The sequence below is a fragment of the Streptomyces sp. CNS606 genome, assembly GCF_000426325.1.
Genome location: NZ_AUFD01000036.1, coordinates 1 through 23,148, shown reverse-complemented (window position 1 = coordinate 23,148; position 23,148 = coordinate 1). Strand labels below are relative to the sequence as shown.

13 protein-coding genes are annotated in these 23,148 nt (G+C 67.2%); 3 read left to right on the top strand and 10 right to left on the bottom strand.

Annotation, left to right across the window (positions count from 1 at the left end; genetic code table 11):
* The coding region (locus K304_RS0119680; protein WP_027765150.1) for a hypothetical protein at window positions 1-354 on the bottom strand (354 nt) is incomplete at its 3' end.
* Window positions 355-670: 316 nt separating this feature from the next.
* Entirely contained in the window at window positions 671-1,777 is a 1,107-nt protein-coding gene (locus K304_RS0119675) for a DmpA family aminopeptidase (protein WP_027765149.1), read from the bottom strand.
* A 183-nt stretch (window positions 1,778-1,960) separates the two neighbouring features.
* On the opposite strand from K304_RS0119675, the gene K304_RS0119670 reads away from it, so the two are divergent.
* On the top strand, window positions 1,961-2,566 hold the full coding sequence (locus K304_RS0119670; protein ID WP_027765148.1) for a TetR family transcriptional regulator: 606 nt from the start codon (window positions 1,961-1,963) through the stop codon (window positions 2,564-2,566).
* A 282-nt stretch (window positions 2,567-2,848) separates the two neighbouring features.
* Here K304_RS0119670 and K304_RS0119665 read toward each other — a convergent pair whose 3' ends face one another.
* Window positions 2,849-3,472 carry a peptidoglycan DD-metalloendopeptidase family protein gene (locus K304_RS0119665; RefSeq protein ID WP_027765147.1) on the bottom strand — a complete coding sequence of 208 codons (624 nt, stop codon included), beginning with the start codon at window positions 3,470-3,472 and terminating at the stop codon, window positions 2,849-2,851.
* A gap of 1,753 nt (window positions 3,473-5,225) precedes the next feature.
* On the opposite strand from K304_RS0119665, the gene K304_RS0119650 reads away from it, so the two are divergent.
* Window positions 5,226-6,818, top strand: a complete 1,593-nt coding sequence (locus tag K304_RS0119650) for an ISL3 family transposase (RefSeq protein ID WP_486591743.1) — start codon at window positions 5,226-5,228, stop codon at window positions 6,816-6,818.
* 8 nt (window positions 6,819-6,826) lie between these two features.
* Here the strand turns inward: K304_RS0119650 and K304_RS30050 are convergent, their stop codons facing one another.
* On the bottom strand, window positions 6,827-7,294 hold the full coding sequence (locus K304_RS30050; protein WP_078529396.1) for an SUKH-3 domain-containing protein: 468 nt from the start codon (window positions 7,292-7,294) through the stop codon (window positions 6,827-6,829).
* A gap of 108 nt (window positions 7,295-7,402) precedes the next feature.
* Here K304_RS30050 and K304_RS30045 point away from each other — a divergent pair, with 108 nt between their 5' ends.
* On the top strand, window positions 7,403-7,624 hold the full coding sequence (locus tag K304_RS30045) for a hypothetical protein (protein ID WP_051308644.1): 222 nt from the start codon (window positions 7,403-7,405) through the stop codon (window positions 7,622-7,624).
* Window positions 7,625-8,345: 721 nt separating this feature from the next.
* Here the strand turns inward: K304_RS30045 and K304_RS0119635 are convergent.
* The 6 genes from K304_RS0119635 to K304_RS30030 all read right to left on the bottom strand — a co-directional run.
* A complete protein-coding gene (locus tag K304_RS0119635; RefSeq protein ID WP_158687371.1) occupies window positions 8,346-8,720 on the bottom strand; it encodes a hypothetical protein in 375 nt (124 codons plus the stop codon).
* Window positions 8,721-9,341: 621 nt separating this feature from the next.
* Complete coding sequence (locus K304_RS30040; RefSeq protein ID WP_106965634.1) at window positions 9,342-15,245, bottom strand: RHS repeat-associated core domain-containing protein; 5,904 nt, start codon at window positions 15,243-15,245, stop codon at window positions 9,342-9,344.
* A 14-nt stretch (window positions 15,246-15,259) separates the two neighbouring features.
* Entirely contained in the window at window positions 15,260-18,634 is a 3,375-nt protein-coding gene (locus tag K304_RS0119625; protein ID WP_486591742.1) for a laminin G domain-containing protein, read from the bottom strand.
* 1,962 nt (window positions 18,635-20,596) lie between these two features.
* Window positions 20,597-21,145 carry a restriction endonuclease gene (locus K304_RS30035; RefSeq protein WP_486591741.1) on the bottom strand — a complete coding sequence of 183 codons (549 nt, stop codon included), beginning with the start codon at window positions 21,143-21,145 and terminating at the stop codon, window positions 20,597-20,599.
* A gap of 293 nt (window positions 21,146-21,438) precedes the next feature.
* Window positions 21,439-22,002 carry an HNH endonuclease family protein gene (locus K304_RS0119615; RefSeq protein WP_486591740.1) on the bottom strand — a complete coding sequence of 188 codons (564 nt, stop codon included), beginning with the start codon at window positions 22,000-22,002 and terminating at the stop codon, window positions 21,439-21,441.
* 651 nt (window positions 22,003-22,653) lie between these two features.
* On the bottom strand, window positions 22,654-23,148 hold a 495-nt coding region (locus K304_RS30030), incomplete at its 5' end, for a hypothetical protein (RefSeq protein ID WP_037791187.1).

The following is a 23,148-nucleotide window of genomic DNA, read 5'->3' as shown; positions in this document are numbered from 1 at the left end:
CCGGCCCTGGTTGATCTGGCCCTGGAGCCAGTAGTTGAGCTGCAGGCCGCGGCCGGTGGCGTTCTTGGTGCCGTGCCAGATCGCGTTGCGGTTGAGGCACTCGCAGTCCATCTTCGTCTCGCGGCAGGTCCAGCCGTACTCCAGCTTGTACGGGCGCCCCAGCCGGTTCTTCGCCGCGCGGACCACTGCCTGGCGCACTCCGGAGGCGGCCGTCGAAGCGTCCGCGGCCTCCTGCGCCGACGCCGTCGGCTGCGCGGGGGACGGAGTGGCCGCCGAGGCGGTCTGCGGCAGGAGGAGGCCGGTCGAGGCCAGGAGTGCGGCCGCGGTCAGGGTGATGCGCTGTCTGCTTGCCATGGGTGGTGGCCCTTCTGTGGGTGAGCGGGGGGTGGTGGCGTGCGGAGTGGCTGCCCCTCCCCGTTATGTTCGGTCGACACGATAAAGAATGAACATGTCAATGCCAAGACTGGCGGACCGTCACATGTCCGCACCTGCCGGTGCCGGCTGGTCAGCGCCACAGGCAGTCCCCGACTTGCTGCGCGCACGATCGGGGCCCTGAGGCGGAAGGCGGACGCCCGGAGATCCCGCCGGCACCGGGCACCGGGCGCCGGGTCCTTGCCCGGTCTGCCGGGACGTCATGCCGCGGGGACCAGCCGGTCTCCCGCCCGGGGGCTCACCAGCCGGCTGTCTTCATCACTTCGATCAGTCGGTCGTGAGGCAGGGCATGGGCGGTGATGCCGTCCCGGCCCGTCATCGTGCGGGCGGCGAGCAGCGCGTTCAGGATGGCCTCCTCGACCGCTTCCACCACCGCGTCGAACAGCGAGCCGAGCGCCGGGTCGGGGAGCATGCGCACCGACCTCTCCGGGGGGCCGGCTTCGGTCAGGCCGTCCCCCGCCAGGCGGTTTCCGGTGGAGAAGGCGATGATGAGGTCTCCGCTGGTGTGTTCGCCGTTCCCGCCGCAGCGGGCGATTCCCAGGGCAGCGCGCTGCGCGAGCCGGTCGCACTGGTGGGGCAGCACGGGCGCGTCCGTAGCCAGGACGACGATGATCGATCCCGACCCCTGCGCCGGGACAGGGCCGTGGGGAGGCGTCGGCAACGGCACCTCGGTAGCGGGGATCGCCTCGCCGACGGGGACCCCCGCGACACTCAGCCGGCTCCTGCGCCCGTGGTTGGCCTGCACAAGTGCCCCCACGGTCCAGCCCGCGTCGGCGGTACGGGAGGCGGTGCCGACTCCACCGGCGAAGCCGTGGCAGATCATGCCCGTACCCGAGCCCACGTTCCCCTCGGCCACCGGTCCGCTCGCCGCGGCACGCAGCGCGTCGTGCAGGTGCTCGGCGCGTACGTGGAAGCCGTTGACGTCGTTGAGGAGTCCGTCCCAGGTCTCCCCCACGACGGGAAGACACCAGTACAGCTCGTCCGGGCCGCGCTGGGCGACCTCGGCGGCGACCAGGGCGTCACGCACCACGCCGACGCTGTGCGTGTTGGTCAGCGCGACGGGCGAGGTGAGCGTGCCGGACTCCCGCACCCACTCCAGGCCCGTCAGTTCACCGTTGCCGTTGAGCCGGTGGCAGCCGGCGAAGACCGGCCTCCTCCCCAGCGACCCCTCGGCCGGCACCACGACGCTGACGCCCGTCCGCACCGGCCCCCGCCCCGGGCGCAACCGGCCCTCACCCTCGATGAGGGTCCGGTGCCCCACCCGTACACCGGGCACGTCGGTGATGGCGTTCCACCGGCCCGGACGTCCCGAGCCGACGGTGATGCCCAGTTCACGTGCACGCATACGCTCTCTCTTCTGCCAGGAGTAGTTCACTCCGCCTCTCCCCCACGAACTCCACGACTCCGTACCAGCGGGCGCGACCCCGGCGTACATCCCGCAGGCGGCCACCGCGCCCACCGCGAGACCGGCGCCCGGGCACCTGGCTAAGCTGCACGGGAACGGACTCATCGAGCCCAGGAGGCGGACATAGCACGGCCGAAGAATCAGACCGCACGACGCGCAGAGCTGGTAGCGGCCGCGCGGAAGGCCATCGTGCTGCACGGACTGAGCGCCGTGCGGATCAGGGACGTCGCCGACACCGCGGGCATGGCCCCCGGCTCGGTGACCTACTACTTCCGCGAACTCGACGAACTCTTCCAGGAGGTGTTCACCGATGCCGTGGAACGCTTCTCCTCGCTGCGCCGGGCCGCCGTCCAGGATCTGCAGGACCCGCGCGACCGCCTGGTCGCGACGATCCGCGCCGGCCTGCCCACCGGACCGGACGACGAACTGTGCTGCCTGCTCTACGAATTCGCCCCGCAAGCACGCAAGAACACCCGGGACGCCGCCCTGCGGCGGACCCTCTACGACGACCAGGTCGACCTCTACTGCGAATTGCTGAGCAGCGGTGAGGCCGACGACGCCTTCCAGCTCACGGCACCTGCCCGGGAAATCGCCTCCAACCTCGTCGCGCTCGAGGACGCCTACGGCTATCACATCATCGCCGGCACCTCGGTCACACGAGCCACGGCAGAGCAGTACCTCATCGGCTACGCCGCCACAGCCACCGGCGCCCGGCTCCGCACCAACTGACGGCAGACGGCCACCTCGCGCCCAGCAGACCTCCCCCTCACCTCCTGCACACTGCCCCCGTCCCGCGCCTCCCCCGCAATGGCGACGAGGACATCCCCCAGCCGTCACAGACCTCATCGCCGACAGCACCCCCGCGACACACCAAGGCCCGGCCCGCAAAGGCGCGCCTGGCCGGTCATCGTGCCGCGGGGGAACCTCGCGGAGGCTTACGGCCGCCGCCCGGACGAACCGCCCGCAAGGTCCCTCGAGCGATCGCCTCGCCGCCTGGCAGGAGGAGCGGGGTCAGGAGGGCAGGCCGAGGGCATCCCAGAGGATGAAGGGATTCATGTCCTCGCAAGGACCGATGGGCGAGGCCCCGTGGTTGCCGCGGGCGGCGCGGAAGTGGATGTGCCGGTGGTTGAGCCCGTCGGCCTTGGTGCCGACCTTGGCCCACACGGTGTTCCTCGTGAAGGAGGTGCCGACCCGGAGTTCGGAGCCGTCGAGTAGGTGGCCGAGCGTCAGGCTCATGTTGACCGACAGGAAGTAGACCTGGATCCAGCGGTTGTAGCCGCCGGGGTCGTAACCGCGGCCGACCACCCGTCCCCGGCCCCAGGCGTAGCTGCGGCTACCGGTAGGCGCTCCGACATCGACGCCCTTGTGCCGCTGGTCCCCTCGGCAGCCGAACTGGTAGCCGGGGAAGTACTGGTTGTAGGCGGAGGTGGTCCTTCCGTTTTTGACCCCCCACCAGGTGCCCGCGGGGAGCGATGCCCGCACGGAAGTTGCGCTGGCCTGCTTCGCCGCGCTCGGAGGATGGACGGGGCCGGCAGCGACGGCGGGCGCCGCGCCGATGAGCGCACTGGCCAGGAGACCCGCGACGGCGCTCAGCGCACCGGTGCGGCGTATCCGGGAGAGAAGGTAGGAGCTCATGATGCCTTCCGGTAGGGGCCGTCAGCAGGCGCTTCCGGCCGAGAACCTGATTTCTCGTACCGATCGACAAAAAACTAGAACCGTGGCACGTACGCGTCAACCCGAACCCGGGTCGACCCGCCATGCGCAGCCGCAACAGCACCCCCAATACCGGGCGAAGCGAACAAACCAACCACGCACAGGACCACCGGGCAGGAGGCTCGGTAGGGCGCCACTCGCACCCAACAAGCAGCCCACCATGATGCTCAGCATCAAGCTGGCGTCACTGGCGGACGGAGCGGCCGGAGCTGGTCTGCGCTCTGCGGTCTGCGAACGGCCCCAGCGGTACGCAGCCAGGTGAATGGCGCTCGGCCCGGCGCAACGGCTCCGAGACGGCGCGTGCACCTGCTCCGGCCGCTGCCCGGGCCCTCTGGACTTGCTCCGGACGCCCCGAGGCCGAATGTTGCGCGCTCGCCGCGGCCCACCAGTACGCACATCGTGAAGGTCGCCTTGACCGCCCCGTTCACGCTCATCGCACATGCCCTGGCCGAGTTACTCGAACGCGCCAGCCGCGGCTGTTCCGGACGGGTGAGGGCCGGTTCTTCCCACGCCGCAGCCGCACGCGTTCGCCCCCTACGGTCAGGCGGCGACTGGCAGGGCTGGCGAGGGACTGGCACTGAGGGCCGCGGGAATGTACGGCATGCCGGGGCCAACTGATCCTCTCGCCGCGTCCTGGATGGTGGCGACCTACCTCTTCCTCTCCCCCACCTCTATCGGCGCTGGGCAGGGGTAGACGGCGCAGTCGGTGGCGTCGCTCGAAGAGCCCCACTTCGATGACCTGCCCCCCTCGAATTCGACTCCGGCCTGCACGGAGCCCACGGCACGGATCCGACCGAAACGGTGACGAGCATGGAGGAGACGCTGCTGCAGTCCAGCCGTCTGGGCTACGACCAGGCTGGCAAGGACTGCCTCCGCCGTGTCTTGGACGAGTTCGATATAGCGCATCTTCAAAGAGCTGATCGACAGGCTGTCGGTCGGGCCGCGTGATCGGCATCTGAGACGATCAGCTGCGAGCGGCGAGTCGTCAGGCGTTGGTACAGGGAGCGCCCTCACCTGATGTGGGCGTCACCCGTACTTGTTCGTGGTCAGGATGGTCGTGGCCTGAGACAGTGGTGGGACCTCTCGGGGCTGCGACTCGCCTTCGCCGTGAGCGTTCTTGGCCAAGAGCGGCGGTGGCAGTGGCTGGAGACGTGCGGGTGTGCTGATCGATGACGGCTTTCTCAACGTGCAGGGTGAGGGCGATGCATAGGGCAGGTGACCAGGTCTGCGTCCTCGATGGACCGGATAAGGGGCGCACTCTCCAGATCAGCTCGGTCCGCATGTTCGCGACGGACAACGGCTACTACCTTCGGGGCGGTGCGGGGCTGTATCGGCCGGAGCAGGTGAGGCTCGCGCGCGGCAGGGCAGAGGGCAATCCGTGTGGCAGCGAGTGTGTTCACGAGCATCTGCCGGTGTGCGACCACTGCCTTGGCCAGTGCATGCACGGGCTCTGAATGGGGAGAGCAGCTCAGCGCCTCGTCGAAGTCAGCGACTGGGCGACGCTGCAGCGGTGCAGCGGTGCAGCTGGCTTCGTTCACCTTCAGCGGTTCTGGCTCGCTTTCCGTGATGCGCGCACGCTGAGTGACGGCCGCCGCTCCGATCAGGCTCTGGGAAGTTGTCTGAAATTGACCGGGGCCGATCTTGGTGTGGTCGACAGTGCGGCGTCGTGGAAGAGATGCCGCCCCGCCTGGAGGGCCTGTTGTTACCGTCCATCGCGGATGTGTCGGTGCTGTCGCTGGAGGTGAGTCATGACGCGATACGCATCGATGTCTGCAGTGCAGCGGCCGGGGCGGCATGCCCGGACTGTGGGAGCGAATCAACCCGGGTGCACAGCTCTTACCTGCGGTTTCCTGCGGACGGGCCGAGCGGGGGACGTCTGGTGGTCCTGCAACTGCGAGTCCGGCGGTTCTTCTGTCCGGAGCCTTCGTGCGCGCGGCGGACGTTCGCTGAGCAAATGCCGGGGCTGACCCGACGGCATAGCCGGTGGACGGAGCGGTTGCGGTCGACTCTCGCCGCGGTGGGTCTCGCCCTCGCCGGCCGGGCCGGCGCCCGGATGGCACGGGCCTTCGGGGTGTCCATCAGCCGCAGCGCGGTGCTGCGGCTGCTCACTGCATTGCCCGAACCCGAAGTCCCGGCCCCGCGGGTGGTGGGTGTTGATGAGTACGCCACACGCAAAGGACGGGTCTACGGCACGGTGCTCGTCGACATCGAGACTCGCCGGCCGGTGGATCTGCTGCCTGACCGGGAGGCGTCCAGCCTGGCCGCATGGCTGGCGAAGCGGCCAGGGATCGAGATCGTCTGCCGGGACCGCGCGCCGTTCTTCGCGGAGGGCACCACCGCCGGGGCACCCCAGGCGACGCAGGTCGCCGACCGCTGGCACTTGTGGCACAACCTCGGGGAGGCCGCTGAGCGGGCTGTCGCCCGCCACCGCCAGTGCCTTCGTGTCCTGCTCCCAGATCCCGAGGGGAAGGCCGATGAACCGGCGCCGCCCGAGGAGAAGGCGGACTCGCCATGGCGGAGCGAGCGGTTCGCCAACCGCGTCCGAGCCAGGCACGCCACGGTCCACGCGCTGCTGGAAGCCGGCCACAGCCGCCGTTCCATCGGGCGCCAGCTGAGCATGACCCACCGCACCGTCAAAAGCCTCGCGGACGCTGCGAAGCCGGAAGACCTCTTTCGCGGTCAGTGGCAGCACAACCGGACCTCCATCCTCGATGAGTACAAGCCCTACCTGGACGAACGTTGGGACGAGGGCTGCACCAACGCCTGGAAGCTCTGGGAGGAGATCGTTTCCATGGGTTATCGCGGCAGTTACGGCCGGGTCAGCGCCTACCTGCGCCAGAAGCGCACCTCGCCACGGCCGGTCACCGCGCAACCCCCGGCACCCCGCGTGGTGACGAGATGGATCCTCAGCCGACCCGAGTCGCTGACCGAGATCGAACAGCTCCGCCTCAAGGCCGTCCTGGCCAACTGCCCCGAACTTGATGCCCTGACCGGTCACGTCCGGTCTTTCGCCCAGATGCTCACCGGGCGCCAGGGCGAACTGCTGCCGCAGTGGCTCGACGCCGTCCGTCAGGACGACCTGCCCAGCCTCCATACTCTCGCGGCCGGCATCGACCGAGACCGCGACGCTGTCATCGCCGGCCTCACCCTGCCCTGGAACTCGGGCGTCGTAGAGGGGCACGTCAACCGGGTCAAGATGCTCAAACGGCACATGTTCGGCCGAGCCGGATTCCAGCTCCTCCGAAAGCGAGTACTGCTCTACAGGTGACCGGCGCGTTAGGACGGCTGTCCCGCTGGGTCGTACCCCTCATCGATTCGGCGAGGAGCCACGCCGAGAATCAAGCTCTCCACGGCGTGAGGCATCTGTCCGAAGCTGGCAACCCAGGTCTCGACGAGATAGATCACGCCCGCTTCGTCGATGCCCAGGAAGAACCGGCCGTGGTCCAGCTCGCCGAGCGGGTACAGATGGCGCCCGATCGCTTCGCCCCACTCCGTGAATCGGTCATCCTCGCCCCAGGCCAGCTCGGGGTCCAGCTCGAACGGCGTGCGTGCACAGCTGATCCCTCGTCCGCTGACGTTCACAGTCAAACCGCCGAACTCTTGCAGGAAGGCCTCCGCAGCGTCGTGCATGGCGAGGGCGACCGCTTCGAACATGGATCGCCAGCGGGCTGTGTCTACCTTCCGTCCAGGCGTCCATCCCGACGCCTCCAACACCTCATCTACCTCTGGCGACCAACAGCTCATCCGGGACCCCTGACTCCTCAGCTATGGGTGAGCAGTGATCATCTCAACGGCCGACGCCACTGAACAGTGTGTGACCGCTTCACGGAAAGCGAGCCAGAACCGCTGAACGTGAACGAAGCCAGACGGACCTTCACCGCCGGCTGGGGGACCCGCGACGTCCTGGACGTAACCATGGTCGCCCCCGAGCTGGTCGCCGAAGTCTCCGCCGACGTCGCCCGCGACACTGCCGGCCGGTGGCGCCACCCCGTGCGCTACGTACGGCCACGCCCGGACCTCAATCCCACCGACGCCCCGCGCTGGGACACCGGCGACGCGCCCAGCGCCGCCTGACCAACACGATCGAGCGCCGGGAGGCCAGCAGGGACGCAGCCTTGCGCACGAATCACCCGTATGTGCGGCGGCACAGCCTCGCCAGATCCCCGCTCACTGCTCCCGCACGTTCCCCCCACCGGCACAGCTGGGCAGGGTTCACACCAGCGGTCTGCTCGGGAACCGAGGTAGGCCGCGCTCGCCGGACGCTGGGTAGTTCGGCACGCTTCATACGGGGCGCCACCGGCGCCGAGGACCGTGGCGAAACAGACGGTTCGGCGGCGGGAGCCGTGACTTGCGCCCGCGCCTCTGCGGGCGGCTGTCGCTCGCGTTCCTGGTGCTCCCCCTCCGGGCCGTTCGGCTTCTCCGGTACCGGGCTGGAGAGCCGCAACACCGGAGACGGCGGCGGCGACGGGTTCGACGGCCGTTCTACCGGCATTCGCCGAGCCACACCGGCGGGCTCCGTACGCGCGTCATTCACCGTCATGCAGCCGACCATCAGCGGGGCAAGAACAACGAGGGCGGCAAGGAGACGGGGCGGGCGACGCATGCGCCCACTGTGATCGCCAGCTGCACCAACCGCCATCCTCGGCACGCCGGGACGTCCCCCGAACGAGGGCCAGCACCGTCTCCCGCGCATGGTCACGCCCCGCAAGTCCCATCGCGACGCCGGTCTCCTCTGCCCGGCAACATTCGACCGAGGGGAGGAGACCAGCGCCGTACCGGGGTGGTCGGTTCCTGGTCAGATCCCGCTGTACTTCGTCGTCTCGCAGGCCATGCGCTCGCTGCCCTTGAAGCGGACGCAGATCTTCTTGTCGGTGCCTGTCTGGAAGTTCGACCACGTGTAGCTCAAGGTGTCGCCGACTCGCCTGGCGGTCGAGGTGTTGAAGTGCTTGCCGTCGAGGTAGAGGTGGACCTTGCGCTTCTTCAGGTGGGCGGGCGGGTTCGTCCAGAAGCCCGTCACGCTGTTCCACGCGTTCTTACCCTCGAGCCGGATGCAGATCTGCGGACCGGAGAAATGGTGGGTGCAGCTACTCGCGTCGGCGGCGGCGGGTGTTGCGACCAGCGGGACCGCGGCAAGGGAGAGCACGACAGCAGAGGTAATGATCTTGCGCATACTCTCCCTACCGGCCAGCCCGCATCGCCGACACGGCCCCACGTGACAGTTCACCCCGATGGCCCACAAGACAGGCCTCCAGAGCACGGCGCACCGCGCCCTGGAGTCCGACCGCGCGCACGTCCCTGAGTGTCATCTCTCCGAGAAAGTACTCACGGCGAACATTATCCCGAACAGTGTTCCAAGGATGCCTACCGTAATCCATCCCACACCCACGGAGCGAAGCACCTTCGCTCCTCTGGTTTCCACACCGAGGAGTTTCGTAGATCTGCTTAGCCAATCACCGAAACCTCGAAAGTTGACAGTCAACGCAATGCCCGCGATAAGCGGCACGAGGCCAAGAAGCAGGGGTAGCAAGCCCAGTATTTTCACTGTCTCAACTTTCTCACATGCACCGGTATAAGCATGTATGTATAGCATGCCACAGAGAACGTGTCTACACGGCGGCCACCTTTAGCGACCCTAAGCGCTCACCCTTGGCGTTCTTACGGTCGCCTATCACCAACGGCGTCCACCAAGAACTGTAAGATTCTCACGACCGCCGCCCGCAAGAAAACGAAGTCAGGATGACGCAGAAATCAGCACGCCATCGAACACGCCGAAGATCGCTTGATGGCACCCTTAAGGATAGCAACTCATCCTATTCCAGCTACAAGTCCACGTATGGGCAACTCCTAGCTCCGCGCCCCCTTCGACACCCACACCTACCGATTGGGTTACAGCCGTGACTGGCTCACCCTTGCTGTTTCGAACGAATGAACCATCGGGGTTCATCGCATTCTCATGGTTAATAGATGCCCCTAGCTTGTAATGCGCCGAAACTTCTTTCGTGACTCCCCAGCCAGAAAGCTGATCCAAGGAATCAGCGTTACTCGTAACCATTCCGCGACTCTTGGAGAAACCGGCCCCTGGACCGGAGAGACCGCCAGAGAGGCTGACCCCAAAATCCCACGAGCCGTCAGGCCCCTGAGTCCCTAGCACGCACAGACTAATACTCCCCATAGCCACTGCACCGCCAGATGCTGACTCGCAATATCCATAGGTGCTCGCGTCTGCAGCAAAGCCAGAGTAGTCAAGGAGCATTTCAGACAACGACTGTGCTTCCGCTTCACGCTTTTGTTCTTTGGCTGCAGCCAACTGGTTGAGGTACTCCTGAAGCGTGATCCCCTCATACCAAGGATTAGAGTCGGTGTCGGACGGATCCGCGAACCATGGGCTTCTTACCGGGCCTGAGTCCCAAACGGCGTCGAAGTAGCCGTCGAGGGAGCCGCCTCCCGTGGGGCCCTTTCTAGTGCCGATGGTTCCGTCGGAGCGGGTGACGACGTCGTTGCAGCTTTCGGTTGAGTGGCCGTCGCCACCGCATGCGAGGCCTTCTCCGGTGGGGTCGGTGTAGGTGTAGGGGTTCTGTGCTCCGTAGGTGTAGCCGTTGAGGGTTTGGGGTCTGTCGGTCTCGAGGAGTGGGTCGACGCTGAGGAATGTGCCGGTGGCCGGGTCGTATTCGCGTGCGCCGATGTGGGTGAGGCCGGTGGCTTCGTCGTGGGTCTTGCCGATGAAGGCTTTGTCGTCGATCCAGTCTCCGATGCGTGCTTCGGTTCGTTGTTCGCCGAAGGGGGTGAGGGCGCGTTTGACGAAGGTCTGTTCTTCGCCGGAGTCGATGGCGAGGGTGGTGGTGCGGTGTTTGTCGGTGGCGAGGTAGGAAAGTTCTGTTTGGCTTCCGCCGGTGTTGCGGTTGGTGGTGCGGACGGCGATGGTCATGTCGTCCGTGCCGTAGTAGCGCTGAGCCCACATGGTTCCGTCGGCGCGTAGGTGGAGTTCGGTGCTGCCGGCGTAGAGGATGCGTTCGCCGCCTTCGGTGTGGCGGATGAGGAGGTTGCCGGAGGCGTCGTAGAGGTAGTTGGTGTCGACGGCGTCTTCGGTGACCTGGGCGAGTTTGCCTTCGGTGTTCCAGGTGAGGGTCTGTCCGGGTCGGCTGGTGGTGTTGCCGGCGGGGTCGTAGCCGTAGTCGTGGTCGGGGTTGGTGCAGTCGGATGTGGTGCTGGTGCCGGTGAGGGTGTGGGGCTGGTCGCCGGTGTAGCAGTAGGTGTCTGTGTCGCCTGTGGTGTGGTCGGTTTCGTTGGTGCGCTGGCCGGCGTCGTTGTAGGTGTAGCTGGTCCAGTAGGGGGCGCGGCCGCCGAGTGTGTCTGCGTCGCGTGGGTCGGTGCAGTCGCCGCTGGTGGGTGTCCAGGCGTCGGTGAGTCGGCGGTGTCCGTCGTAGTCGAAGCACTGGGTGTCGGCTGCTTGGGCGCCGCCGATGGTGACGGTGTCGGTGATGGCGGTGACGTTGCCTGCCTGGTCGTGGGTGTAGTTCAGGTCCTGGAGCTGCCAGCCGTGGGTTTCGGTGGTGACTGAGCTGCCGAGGAGGCGGTCTGTGCCGGTTTCGTAGTCGTGGTCGATGAAGGCGGCCTTGCCACCGCTCCCTGCCGAGCCGAGGGTGAGCTGGTCGGGCAAGCCCGTGGGGGTATAGATCACGTCCGAGAGGTATTGATCCGCGTTGTATCTGATGCCGGTGAGCTCGCCCTGAAGGGAGTGTGTGTAGTCCAGCGTCTCCCCGCTGATCCCGCCCAAAGCCGGCAGCATCTCCTGCCGGAGGAGTCCGTTGCGGGTGTAATGAGCTTCGAAGACGTAGGTGGTCTGTGCGCCGGCTTCGACGAGCGGGTCGCTGGTGGGGAGGTGAAGCTGCCACTCTTCGCGCTGGCTGAGGGTGCCGTAGGCGGTGACCTCGGTGGTGTAGGCGGCGCCGTCGTGGTAGCGGGTGGAGGTGGTGGGCTTGCCCTTGAGGACGGTGTCGTAGGTGAAGCCGGTCAGACGGTTGGCTTCGCTCTTCTCATTCGCCCAAGTGCCCTTCACCCGGCCCAGCTCGTCGTACTCGGTCAGGACCTTCTCGCCGCGGGAGTCGGTGGCTTCGATGACCTGGTCGAGGCTGTTGTGGACGGTGGTGGAGGTGCCCTTGTCCGGGTCGGTGTTCGTCACCTGGCGGCCGAAGAGGTCGTAGCCGTAGCTCCACTGGGTGCCGTCGGGGCCGGTGACGGTCTTGTCCTTGCCGTCGGGGGTGTAGGTGAACTTGGTGGTGTTGTGGGGGATGCCGGGTGCGGTGCCGCCGAAGTCGGGGTCGGTGGGCTGTGTGCCGGCGTAGGTGCGGCGTTCGATGGTGTTGCCGCGGATGTCGGTGATGGTGCGCTTGGCCTCACCGCCGTTGAGGGCGGTGGTGGCGGTGGAGTCGCCGGTGTAGGTGGTGGTGGTCGTCCACTTCTCGGTTCCCTTGACCAGCAACGTGCTGGTGGTGGGGCGTTCTGTGCCGTCGTAGGTGGTGAGGGTCTGCTTGGGGGCTTCGCCGTGCAGGGCGCGGGTGTAGGTGCCGTTGGGTTCGGTGTTCTTGTCCCAGATGTCGGCGTAGGTCTCGTAGGTGAGGCCGCGGGAGTCGTAGCGGGTGTCGGTCAGGATCCGCCCGCCCGCGGGTGAGGGCGTCTGTGTCTGCAGTGTGCGCAGGAGTGAGTCGTAGAGGGTGTAGTTGGTGATGTGGGTGTCGAGGTCGGCGGCTATGCGGCCGCTGGCGACGTAGGACGGTTTGTCGTTGTGCAGGTGGTAGTCGAAGGTGTAGTCCGCTGGGCGGCTGCTGCTGAACCCGGGGAGCCACACGTCGGTGACGCGGCCCAGGGCGTCGTAGGCCGTCTCGGTCTGCTTGCGGTTCTCGTCGTAATGCCTCAGGACGAGTCCACGCAGCGGTTCGTAGAAGTCCACGACGGCGTGGTCGCGCGGGTTGGTGGCGATGGTCCGCTCGAGGGGTCCGCCGTCCGCTGGGCGGTAGGCGGTGGTGGAGGTGTTGCCCTGGGCGTCGGTGGTGGAGATGGCGCGGCCGAGGGTGTCGTAGCCGGTGGTGGTGACGGTCTGCCACCCGGCCGGGGTGCCTGTGGTGGTGTAGCCGCTGGCGCGGCCGGTCCAGGTGGCCTCGCCCACGGTCGGAGTCTGGCCTGGGGTCCAGGTGGTGGCGTCGGAGTCGTCGTAGACGGTGGCGGTGTCGGAGAGCACTTCACCGTGGCGCGTGGTGTCGGCGGGCAGGTCGACGTCGGCGAGGTCGGTGCCGCAGCCGCGGGCGACGGTCAGCTCGCGGGAGACCAGGCCGGTGATGCCGGCGTCGGGGTTGCGGGCGTACCAGCTGCGTGTGCAGGTCTCGTCGCCGCTCTTGCCGATCTCGCCCGAGTCGCCGGCTTGGGTGGCCATGCCGTAGTCGTCGTAGCTGGTGGTGGTCGAGCGGCTGCGCCAGGTCTGGTCGGCGGTCAGGTAGGTGTGGCTGGTGGTCTTGGCGGTGCGGACGTAGCGGGCGATGTGGTCGCCGGCTCCGGGGACGTCCTGGCGGGCGGTCTCCTTGGACCAGGGTTGGGTGACCTTGACCGTGGTGGGGGTGTCGCCGTTGTAGGTGATCTGCTGGCGGATTCGGCCGGAGTACTGGTCGCGGTCGGCGATGTCCGGGACGTCGAGACCGGTCAGGTCGACGCCGGTGAGGGTGACGTCGCGGGTGCCGGATTCGGTCTTGTCGCCGTCCATGCCCTGCAGGTAGAGCGCGACGGTCTTGGACCGGGTGGTGCCCACGGCGCCGGTGTGGGTGGTGACCTTGCGGTAGCCGCGCCAGTCGTTCCAGGTCCGCTCCTCCTCGGGGGTGAACGGGCTGTCGCTGTAGTGCCAGGCCGCGTCCTCGTAGGTGTAGGAGGTTTCCATGGTCTGGCCGTAGCCGGTGGGGTCGGTGGTGACCACCGCGAGGACGCGGTACTTGTGGAACCAGTCCACCGACGCCTCGGAGGCGCCGTTGATGTGCCAGTACTGCGGGTAGCAGGAGCGGGTGTTGGTGTCCTCCGGTGCGTCGATGACCTCGCCGCGCACGCACTCCTGGGGGGAGTAGGTGACGGTGATGAGCCCGCCGGTCTCGGTGGTGACCGTGGACAGGCGTGGGCGGGTGATGGGGAGGATGTCGTCGGTGGCGTCGACGCGGTTCTCCAGCATCCGGTAGGTGAAGGTCACCGGGTCCATGGCGATGTCGTCCTTGGCGCCGGCCTTGCCGGTGCGCTGGATCTTCTTCAAGACCAGGACCTGGTCGTCGGTGCCGCCGATGTCGCCGGGGTCGAGGTAGTCCTGGGTGAAGGTCCAGGAGTCCACGTCCTTGAAGGTGTCGCCGTCCTTGACCTGCGTGGTGACGCCGGTCAGCCGCTTCCGGGAGAAGTAGGAGGGGCCCAGGCCGGTGCAGTCGGCTTCGGACTCGCCGTCGGTGCACAAGGCCTCGAAGGGCACGTCGGGCCAGTTGTCCTTGGTGTCTTCGGTCAGCTCGCTGCAGTCCTCGGCGGTGCAGCGCTCCTTGTGCGCGAGTTTGACCCGGTAGAAGTACGTGTCCAGGGCGTCGGCGCGCTGGCCGTAGCGGATCTCGGTGAGGTAGCCGCCGCGGGTGTAGGCGGTGTTCGCGGTGGAGGCGCCGTTCTTGCGGTAGTGGTTGGTCTCCTTGGCGTACCAGTAGGTGGCCGCGTTGTCGTGGGTGTCCTGGACGACGTCCAGGTTCCACCGCCATGCCTGCCGCAGCGACCGGCCGCTGAAAGAGGAGCCCTGGCTGTAGCCGGGCTCGCCGGAGTCGTCCCCGTAGACCGGCACGGTCCACACCGAGCCGGTCTCCGAGCCTGCGACGTCGTCCTTGCCGAAGGTGTAGACGGTGCCGCCGGTGGTGGTCACGGTCCAGTACTCGCCGTTGTCGTCACCGTTGGAGGCGCCGGTGTGCCGCTCGACCTTGGATGCGTCGTCGTTCGACAGCCGCCATCCGTCCCCGTCTTTGACCAGGCGGGAGGCCTTGCCGTTGAGGACCAGGCGGGCGTTGTCGTACTTCCAGCACAGGTCCTTCTGATCATCCCCGTGCCCGTCCTCGTCGCACGACCCGTAGGTCCGCTCGATGTAGGACTCCGTGATCGAGAAGCCTTCACCCAGCGCGCTGCCTTGATTGTTCGTCGCCGAGGTGCGGCCATCGATCGAGCCGGAGTCGTAATCCAGGGACAGCTTCGGTGCTCCGCCGGCCGGCGGCTGCGGAATCTCGAGATCGTAGTCCCAAGTGAAGGAGCCCGCGTTCCCGCCGGCCCCCCAGGAGGCGGACGGAGACAGCGGCGTGGCGCTGTAGTCCCCTCCTCCATCGGCCTCACTCGTGCTCACGGAGAGTTCTGCGACGCTGCTGCTGCGAGGGCGTCTGAGCTTCGCAGGCTCCGGAGCTGCTTTCTGTTCCCGCTCGGCACGCTCAGCCTGCGCCGTGTTGCGCTTGCGCTCCTTGGCCCGGCGCTCCCTGGCCTTGTCCGCGCCCAGGCCGGTGACTTCCTTCACCGCGGCGGCGTGCGGGTTCGGGGCGTCGGGCTTGCCGAGTCCGTCGGCCGCGAAGGCGATCTGTGCCACGCCGATCTCGATCAGGAGAGCGGTGGACAGGGCGGCTATGAGGCCGCGCGTAGAGATACGTCTGGCGATACGCATGTTCAAGGTCCCCCCTACTCGCCGAGCATTTCGCTGAGCTGCGCACTTCCTGCTGGCGCGCCGGCCCAGACCCTTACGTCCCAGACACGTCCCGGCATGAAATCGCCGGAGATGGACCGCCCGACGGTGAACACTCCTTGGCCGACCTTGGCCGTGTACGCGTTCAGCTCGTCGTGCTGCACGTCGGAGACGTACAAGGTGACCGTTCCGTCCTGAGCGTCGTGGACGCCGCTGAGCCGGTAGCCCGTGCCGTCGATCGCGATGTCAGCGTCAGTGACGACGGCTGCGCCGGGGCGGCCGAAGTGCCAGCTACCGACTGCGAGCGTCTCTTCCTCGAAGTCGTCGTTGAGGACTTCCTGCTTGCCCGTGACTTCGAACCAGATCCCCCACGCGGCGCCGTCTGCGGCCGGTTGCTGCAGCACCTGGACCATGGATCCGACCGGGGCTGCGGCGAGCGTGTCCTTGTCGGGTTCCACGTAGGCGGTGGTGGTGAAGGACCCGGTGCCGTCGACCAGCGGTCCCGGTGTGGAGGCGTGGCCGTCGTTGCCGTCCAGCACCAGGGCCTCGCCGTCCAGCGCGGATCCGCCGGCGAGGGTGAGGTCGCGCCCGTAGCCGGAGACCGTGTCGGTGACCGTGGTTCCGGTGCCGGTGGAGGGGTCCCATGCGGCGACCAGCTCGGTACCGGCATGACCGCCGGGCATCAGCAGTCGTGCCTCGTCTGCGATCTCCGCAGGGGTGAGTACGCGCTGCCAGGCGGCGACCTCGTCGATGGAGCCGTCGAAGTAGTGCATGCGCTGGCCGGCCCACTGGTAGCGGCCGATCTGGAAGGGGCCGCCGGCGTCCCAGGAGCCGGCGCTCTGCGTGGTTCCCTGGAGGACGCCGTTGACGTAGAGCTGCAGCTTCTTGGTTGCTGAGTCGTAGGTGCCGGCCACGTGCGTCCACACGTTCGCGGCGGCGGGCTGCTTTGCCACTACGCCGTAGTAGGCGGTGCCTGTGGCCTCATCGGCTTCTTTCACCCCGAAGGCCCAGGTGCCGTAGTCCGGCTCGTACCACAGGATGAAGGGACTGTAGCTGCCGCCGTCCTGGGACAGGATGATGCTGTCGCCGTCGGTGCTGTTCAGGCGTGCCCAGGCGGAGACGGTGTAGGCCGAGCGGGTCTCCAGCACCGGACCGTTGCTGGCGGCGTAGCCGGTGTTGCCGTCCAGGGCCATGCCGCGGTCGGTGACCGGTTCGGGCAGCGGGTCGCCCTGGGCGTCGGTGGTGATCAGGCCGCGGCGGCCGCGATCGTCGCGGGTGGCTCCGGTGTGGAGGGTGGCGTCCTGCTGTGCGGAGTCGGCCGTCGTGGCCGAGTCGACTGCGACGCCGGAGGTCTCGTCGAAGTGCCAGCGTGCGACCGGTCCCTCGCCGGCTTGGACGAGGAAGTCCAGTTCCCCCCGCTCGCTTTCTCGTCCGGATTGGTCGGTCAGCTCGACCAGGACACGGAAGGTGCCGGAGCGGTCAGGGGTGACCTCGGCGGTGTAGGTGGAGCCGTCCGCCGTCATCGGCGACCACTCATCAGTGGCGGAGGTCCAGTACTCGGCGCCGGTGATGGTGTCACCAGCAGCCGGGGTGGCGGTGATCATCGTGGGTGTGCCCGGTGCGCCGGCTGCGGGGCAGTCGTTGGGCTGGCACTCCTGGTAGGGGGCGCCGACGGTCAGTGCGGGGGCGGCCGGGGCGGTGGGGTCGACGGTGAAGTAGCACCAGCCTGCCCCGGTGGCGTTCGAGGGGCCGTCGAGGTACTTGTTGCCGTTGTCCCAGTACGACAGGGCCCAGGCCCGCAGCCGGTACAGCGGCCCTTCCTCCAGCGGGTTGTCCCACGTCTTCGTGGTCCAGGCGCCGTCGCCGACATAGCCGCTGGTGGGGTCGAGGTCGGAGCCCCCGGGTGAGACATCGGACCAGGTGCCGTCGCTGTTCTCGACGTCGATGTCGAAGTACATGCGCATCTTGGCCTCGTCCTGGCCACCGGACTGAGTCTGGACGTATCCGCCGACTGCGGGTGTGGGGTCTGCGGTGACAGGTGCGTTGCCGGCGTCGGTCTCACACGAGGTCTTCTTGCCGCTCTGAACGAGTCCGACGTTGGTGGGGCGGGCGGGAATGCCGACGTAGGTGACGTCCAGGACGGCGTCGTTCTTGAACCGCTTCCAGCCCTTGGTCGTCGTCTCGTCCTGCGACTTGAGCATCAGCGTCAGGCGGGAGAGGTCTCCACTGGCCAGGCGCTTGACGGTGGTGGTGAGGTTCTCGTTGCTCTCGCCGGGGTTGTCGTTGAACTCGATCGGCTTGGCCGGCTGCGAGGGAGTGCACGCGTCACCGCGGCCGGCGGAGACATGACGGTCGCCCATCATGTCGATGCGGTCCGGGCCCGGCCAGCTGGTGCGGCTGGACATGCTGCCGGTGCGCCACAGCTGAACCCAGGTCGGGTCACAGGAGAAGGACCAGGTCTCGGTGAGACGGAAAGTGGCGTCCAGGACGTGCTTGCCCTTGAGCTTGCTCCCGGACATCTCGAAGATCAGGCGCTGCCGGTAGCCGTCCTCGTCACAGTAGTAGCCGCCCCAGACGTGGCACTCGCCGACACCTTCATCACCGGTCCAGTTGTAGTCCGTATAGCCGTCGGAGCGGATGAGCGTGCGCTCGTACTCCCCCCAGGACACATCGGGGTCGATGTAGAGGGGGAAGGCGGATGCTGGAGTGCTGGTGAGCATGTCCTCGTCCGGGGCGACGGACAGGGTGTCGTCCCCCACCTGCACACCCACCTCGGCGATCTCATCGCCGGGCGCCGGGCCCTGGCTGCGGTCGTGCTCCCCCGGGCCGGCCGGGCCCGCGTCCAGGGCGGCGACGCTGCCGCTGCGCGGCATGGCCTTAGCCTTACTGGGGGCGGCGCTGCTCTGATTACCGGAGGAGTCCCACATGAACGCCGCCGGCGCCTTGAACAACGCCTTGCCGTTCCCGTCCACCGCGTCCAGGCCGCCCGCGGCGGCCTCACGAACCTTCAGGCCCCGGGCCTGAAGGGAGAACTGGAGCTCCTGCAGGGCGGGGCCGGCCGCAGCCTCGGGAGTCTCGACGACCAGCACGTGCTGGAAACCGGTCACCGAAGCGGTCACCTTCAAATCCACATCAGGAAGCACATCCGCATAGGTGGCCGTCGCCCCCTCCAAGGAGGGCTCGGGCAGCTCCCCCGACCAGCCCACCGACAGCTCCCTGCCCTGGTCGCTGATCGTCGCCAGCGGCGCCTGGCCACCGGGCGAGAACTCCAGCCCGGTCGCCGAGGCCTTCGGCCTGATGGCCCCGTCCGCGGCGCGGACCAGCGTGGCATCGGGCTCGGTCCAGGCCCCGTCCGCCTGCTTGACCCTCATGGGGGCAATCGAGGTGCTGAGCGTGAAGGTTTCGCCATCGGGGTTCGCGAAGACGCTGGAGTACTCGCTGCGCTCACCCGTCAGCTCGACCCGCTCACCACTCTCTTCCGCCCGTGCCAGCGCCTTCTGTGCGGGACTCAGCTCGGCAGCTGCCGCCGCAGGAGCCGTGCCGGGCAGCAGTGGTAGTAGACCAGCGAACAACGCCGTGGCTGTGGCGAGAACACCAGCCCGCCCAGCCCGTACTCCGCCGAGCGCTCCGGACACACTTCCCCCAAGGATGTGGAGATGACTTCACAAGTGGGGGGACGCCGTGTATCTGATCAACCACACGGTGCTCATGTCAACAGACGCCCGGAACCTGACGGGCTCTCACCTGCGGAAATGCGGACAACTACCGCAGCACGAGCGGCTTCGCCCTACCGCAGTCAGGACACGGGAGATGAACGACACGGGACGCCTCCTCTGGGCGCCGTCGAGGCCACGGATCGCCCCGCCCCACCCGTCTCGGGCGAGGAAAACCACGGCAGCCAGACCCGCGATACCCCGGGCCAGCATCTGCGGCCTTTCGTATCGTTCTCGCCGTCCGGCAACTGGTCGGAGCGGAAAGCCATTCAAAGTTCCGCGCGCTCATCGCGCAGGCCACGGCGACCCTCAAACCCAACGTCTCCTGTGCAGGCGGCGATGCTCCACCAACCGCCTTACCAGCCTCATTCAGGACTTCGCCCACCCTGCACCTGAACTGCTCAAACTGAGGTTCAGCCGCTCATTAACTGATGGCCGCAGACATCACCGACACGGCCTCACATGACAGTTCACGCAACTGACCCACAGGGGCGCGGCGCACCGCGCCTGGAGTCCGACAGCAGCCCATGCCCCTGAGCGTCACTGCCATGTGCGTGCCGTCCTGGTTCCACGCGCGTCGCCGGCGCGCATCTCGGGGCGCTCACCGGTCGTCTCCGGCGGGGCGGGGCGGGAAGAGCACGGCGATTGCGGAAACCTCCCCCGTGGACGATCAATCGCCCCGCGCGAGCATCGGACGTGCGGCACATTCCACTGCATGGTGAGTTTGCGACTTGTCACGCCAGATGACTGGCCGTTGTGGCAGGAGATTCGTGTCGCCGCCCTGAGTGATGCGCCACGGCAGCCAAATGCGGCTCGCTTGGCGAAGGGATCGCTGCGGGGAGGGCCTGCTCGTGATCGTGTTACGAGCTCTCAGGGACTCACCAGGTTTTCATGGGACTTCGACCTCAGTATCCACCCGGGCGTCGCCTCTTTAGTGGCCTTTTTAGGGTGAATCTGCAAAACAAGGCCACAGATGCAACAGTACAGATGAGCGCCGGAATCACAACAATCCAAGACTCCAACTCGGACAGAAGCCAGACGAGCCCACCAAGAAACAGAAAGATCTCAAAAATTACATCGACCAAGTCAGCACGGGCGCCGTCTTTAATAGCGAAACTCCATTCCGATTTGAACCAACCCAAGTCTCCACGGGTCAACATTCCCACTTACTGCGAGGGCAGGCAAAACCCGGCCCACTGAACACGTACTCTTCGATTCACTTAACAGGCCGCGCCTCCCATAGATCAACATATACCTTCACAGCTTCCCCGAAGTGGACCCCAATATATCTGACCGCCCACCATGACCGGAAGCAACCCATACTCGGCACCCAACTGTGTGTACAGTTTGCCCACGCCATCCTTGAATTGCGCAAGACCTTCCCTATACACGCTAGACTTTTCACTTCCCCGAATGGGGCAGCCATGAAACCGGCACCCATTCCCATAATTGGGATCCGCCGCAGAGTCGATATTAGCAGCGAGATTGTCCATTCGGTCGCTATTTCGATTGCGAGCTTCATCTAGGCACGCTTTCCTCTTTACCTGGCCGGCTCAAACTGAGGTTCAGCCGCTCATTGCCTGATGGCCGCAACCACCACTGAAACCCCCGTCGGCCCGTTCACCGTGCGTCCGGCCGGCTCGGCCTGGCCCGCCGCCGGGCCCGTTCGGGCCGGGGGTAGGTCGTCTTCCTCCGTTGCCGGTGGCGGTAGTCGCCTTGACCGGAGCCGTTGACAGCGAGGAAGGAGATGATGTGCGCGCCGCGGTGCCAGTGCCCGAGATGGTCACGGTGGATGGTCAGAATGCCGTTCTGGACCGCGGTTCTCTCCGCTGGGCGGGAGACCATGGCGGTGGTCACGAACAGTGCGAGGTCGCGGCCGGTGTGAGTGCGCGTTCCGAGGAGGGTGAGCATTTCCCCGTTGCTGATCGTGCGGTGCGGCGCGTAGCGCTTGCATTGGACGGCGACTGACCTGCCGTCGGGCAGCCGTGCGGCGACGTCCACGCCGTTGTCGCCAGGGCCTCCGGTGTGTGCGACTTCGGTGCAGCCGTCCCGCCGCAACAAGGCTGCGACCAGGTGCTCGAACTCCGTACCGGAGAGCTGGTCCAGCTGAGCCACCGTGCGGTGGCTCAGCAGCATCGCGTCCTGCCGCCGGAATGCGGCGTCAGCCATCGTCTCCGCCTGGTGTCGGCGCCACAGCCACCAGCCGGCTGTTCCCAGACCTCCGCCAAGAGTTCCGGCCAGCAGGTACGGCCACACGGCACTCCAGAAGAACGCCAAGAACGCCGCTGCAGCACCGCTGACGATGAGTAACCGCTTGCGTTGCCGTCTGCTCACGGCTGTACGCCCTCGACGCTTCGGCACTCCGTCCGCCCTCCTCCTGGTTGCCGCCGACCGGCTGTCTTCAGAGTGAGCGAGGTCAGGCACGGGCGAAAGACCGCCTCGCTTCGAATGATCAGCCTCGATCAGGGCGCGGAGGCGTACTCCACTCGTACCTCTGGGCAGTTCTCGGCGAGGTCCTCCAGTGCGGCCTGTTCGTCCTGGTCCACGGCCAGGCCCCAGCGCAGCTTGGTGGCCACCCAGTCCGCGGTGTAGGTGCAGTGGGCCTTGCCGGCGGGCGGGAGCCATTCGGCGGGGTCCTGATCGCTCTTGGAGCGGTTCGTAGAGGCCGTGACCGCGATGAGGCTGCGGGGCGTGCCGAGATCGTTGGCGTACACCTCCCGCCGGACGGTGCTCCACTCCGAGGCTCCGGAGTCCCATGCCTCGGCGAGGGGCACCATGTGGTCGATGTCGAGGTCGGAGGAGTCGAAGACGACCTCCCCGTCATAGAGGGACTCCCAGCTCCCGCCCGTCAGGTCGCAGTCCTGGCCCTGCTCGGGGGCCTCTACGGCTTCTTCCAGGAGGACTTCCTCTCGGGCGTCGCAGCCGTCTCCGTCTTCATCGGTCCAGTGTTCGAACTTCTCCCGCTCGTAGCCGTCCCGGGACTCGGCTTCCACCTTCAACTCGGCGACGGCATCTTTCAGGGACATCCCGTGTCCCGTCCCGGAGGGGCCGGGCGCGGGCGCGTCTGGAGATGCCGTCTTGGACAGCGGTGCGGGCTTGTCGATGCTGATGCCGCATCCGACGAGAGCGGGGAGCAGCAGTGCTGCACTGAGGATGCGGGCGGATCTGTGAGGTGAGGGCATGTCACTCTCCGGGCGTGAGCCGTGTGGTGCGGGGAGGTGCAGTCTCTCAAGCTGGCCCTCTGGTCGGGTGGTGGGTCGTGTGCAGTCCCACCCCTATGGCGGGTCGCATGGGCGTGATGGCCGGGGTGGTGGAACGAAGGTGGTGGTGCGGAGTGCCGAGGGAGCCGATACTGCCGCTCCGCTCATCATCCCCGTCCTCGCCCCACCTGGCGGAGAGCAGCGGGATCGCCCCGTCCGCAGGGCGGTGGGGCCCTGCGGACGGGGCGGGGCAACTGCTAGGTGAAGTGTCCTGGATGTCCCACCGCTACCGGGAGCGGGCACGCCGTGAGGACCTGTTCGCCACGGAGTGGCGGGTGCCGTGGACGGTGCGCCCGGCTTCGACCGCCGCTGCCACCGGCGCTGTGCACCTGGCTGTTCTAGCTTGGTGCCGGTGGCGGCCGTACTTGCCCGCATCATGGGCTCTCGGCTGTTCGGGGGCAGTGCCCGTGTGGGCTTTCAGCTTCCTGACGCCGTTGGGGGATTCGCGGTGCCGTTGCACTTTTCGGGTCCGGCAGCGTGTGCGGCGGCCTTTCCGCAGGCGATCATCTCCCATTCAAGCTTGAGGGTGTAGAGGTGATCGTTGGTTCGGTAGTCGATCCAGGCGCGATCGATGATGCCTCCGGGTTCGCCCACTTTCATGGCGAACAGTAGTTCGGTGAAGCCGGATGTCGGCCGGTCCTCGTCTGCGCAGCTCTGGGTGATGCGGGTGCCGGGGCCGGCTTTCTCAAAGCGGCCGGGGAGTCGTCCTTCCGGCAGGTCGGGAGGTTCGCCGATGGCACCACCGAGGGGTCCGACGGCCGGGTCGGCGGCTCTGGTCTTGCCTGACACGGTGCGCAGCATCAGGTGGACGTCGAGGGGTTTGACCGTGGTGTGGTAGCGGATGTCTTCGATTTCGATGGCCGAGCCGGTGGTGGAGCAGAGCACGTAGGTGCCGAAGGTGCCCGTCCATGG

Coding starts and splice junctions, on each gene's coding strand:
- K304_RS0119675 (WP_027765149.1), bottom strand. CDS start 1,777: ATGCGTGCACGTGAACTGGGCATCACCGTCGGCTCGGGACGTCCGGGC.
- K304_RS0119665 (WP_027765147.1), bottom strand. CDS start 3,472: ATGAGCTCCTACCTTCTCTCCCGGATACGCCGCACCGGTGCGCTGAGC.
- K304_RS0119650 (WP_486591743.1), top strand. CDS start 5,226: ATGCCGCCCCGCCTGGAGGGCCTGTTGTTACCGTCCATCGCGGATGTG.
- K304_RS30050 (WP_078529396.1), bottom strand. CDS start 7,294: ATGAGCTGTTGGTCGCCAGAGGTAGATGAGGTGTTGGAGGCGTCGGGA.
- K304_RS0119635 (WP_158687371.1), bottom strand. CDS start 8,720: ATGCGCAAGATCATTACCTCTGCTGTCGTGCTCTCCCTTGCCGCGGTC.
- K304_RS30040 (WP_106965634.1), bottom strand. CDS start 15,245: ATGCGTATCGCCAGACGTATCTCTACGCGCGGCCTCATAGCCGCCCTG.
- K304_RS0119625 (WP_486591742.1), bottom strand. CDS start 18,634: ATGAGGGTCAAGCAGGCGGACGGGGCCTGGACCGAGCCCGATGCCACG.
- K304_RS30035 (WP_486591741.1), bottom strand. CDS start 21,145: ATGGCTGACGCCGCATTCCGGCGGCAGGACGCGATGCTGCTGAGCCAC.
- K304_RS0119615 (WP_486591740.1), bottom strand. CDS start 22,002: ATGTCCCTGAAAGATGCCGTCGCCGAGTTGAAGGTGGAAGCCGAGTCC.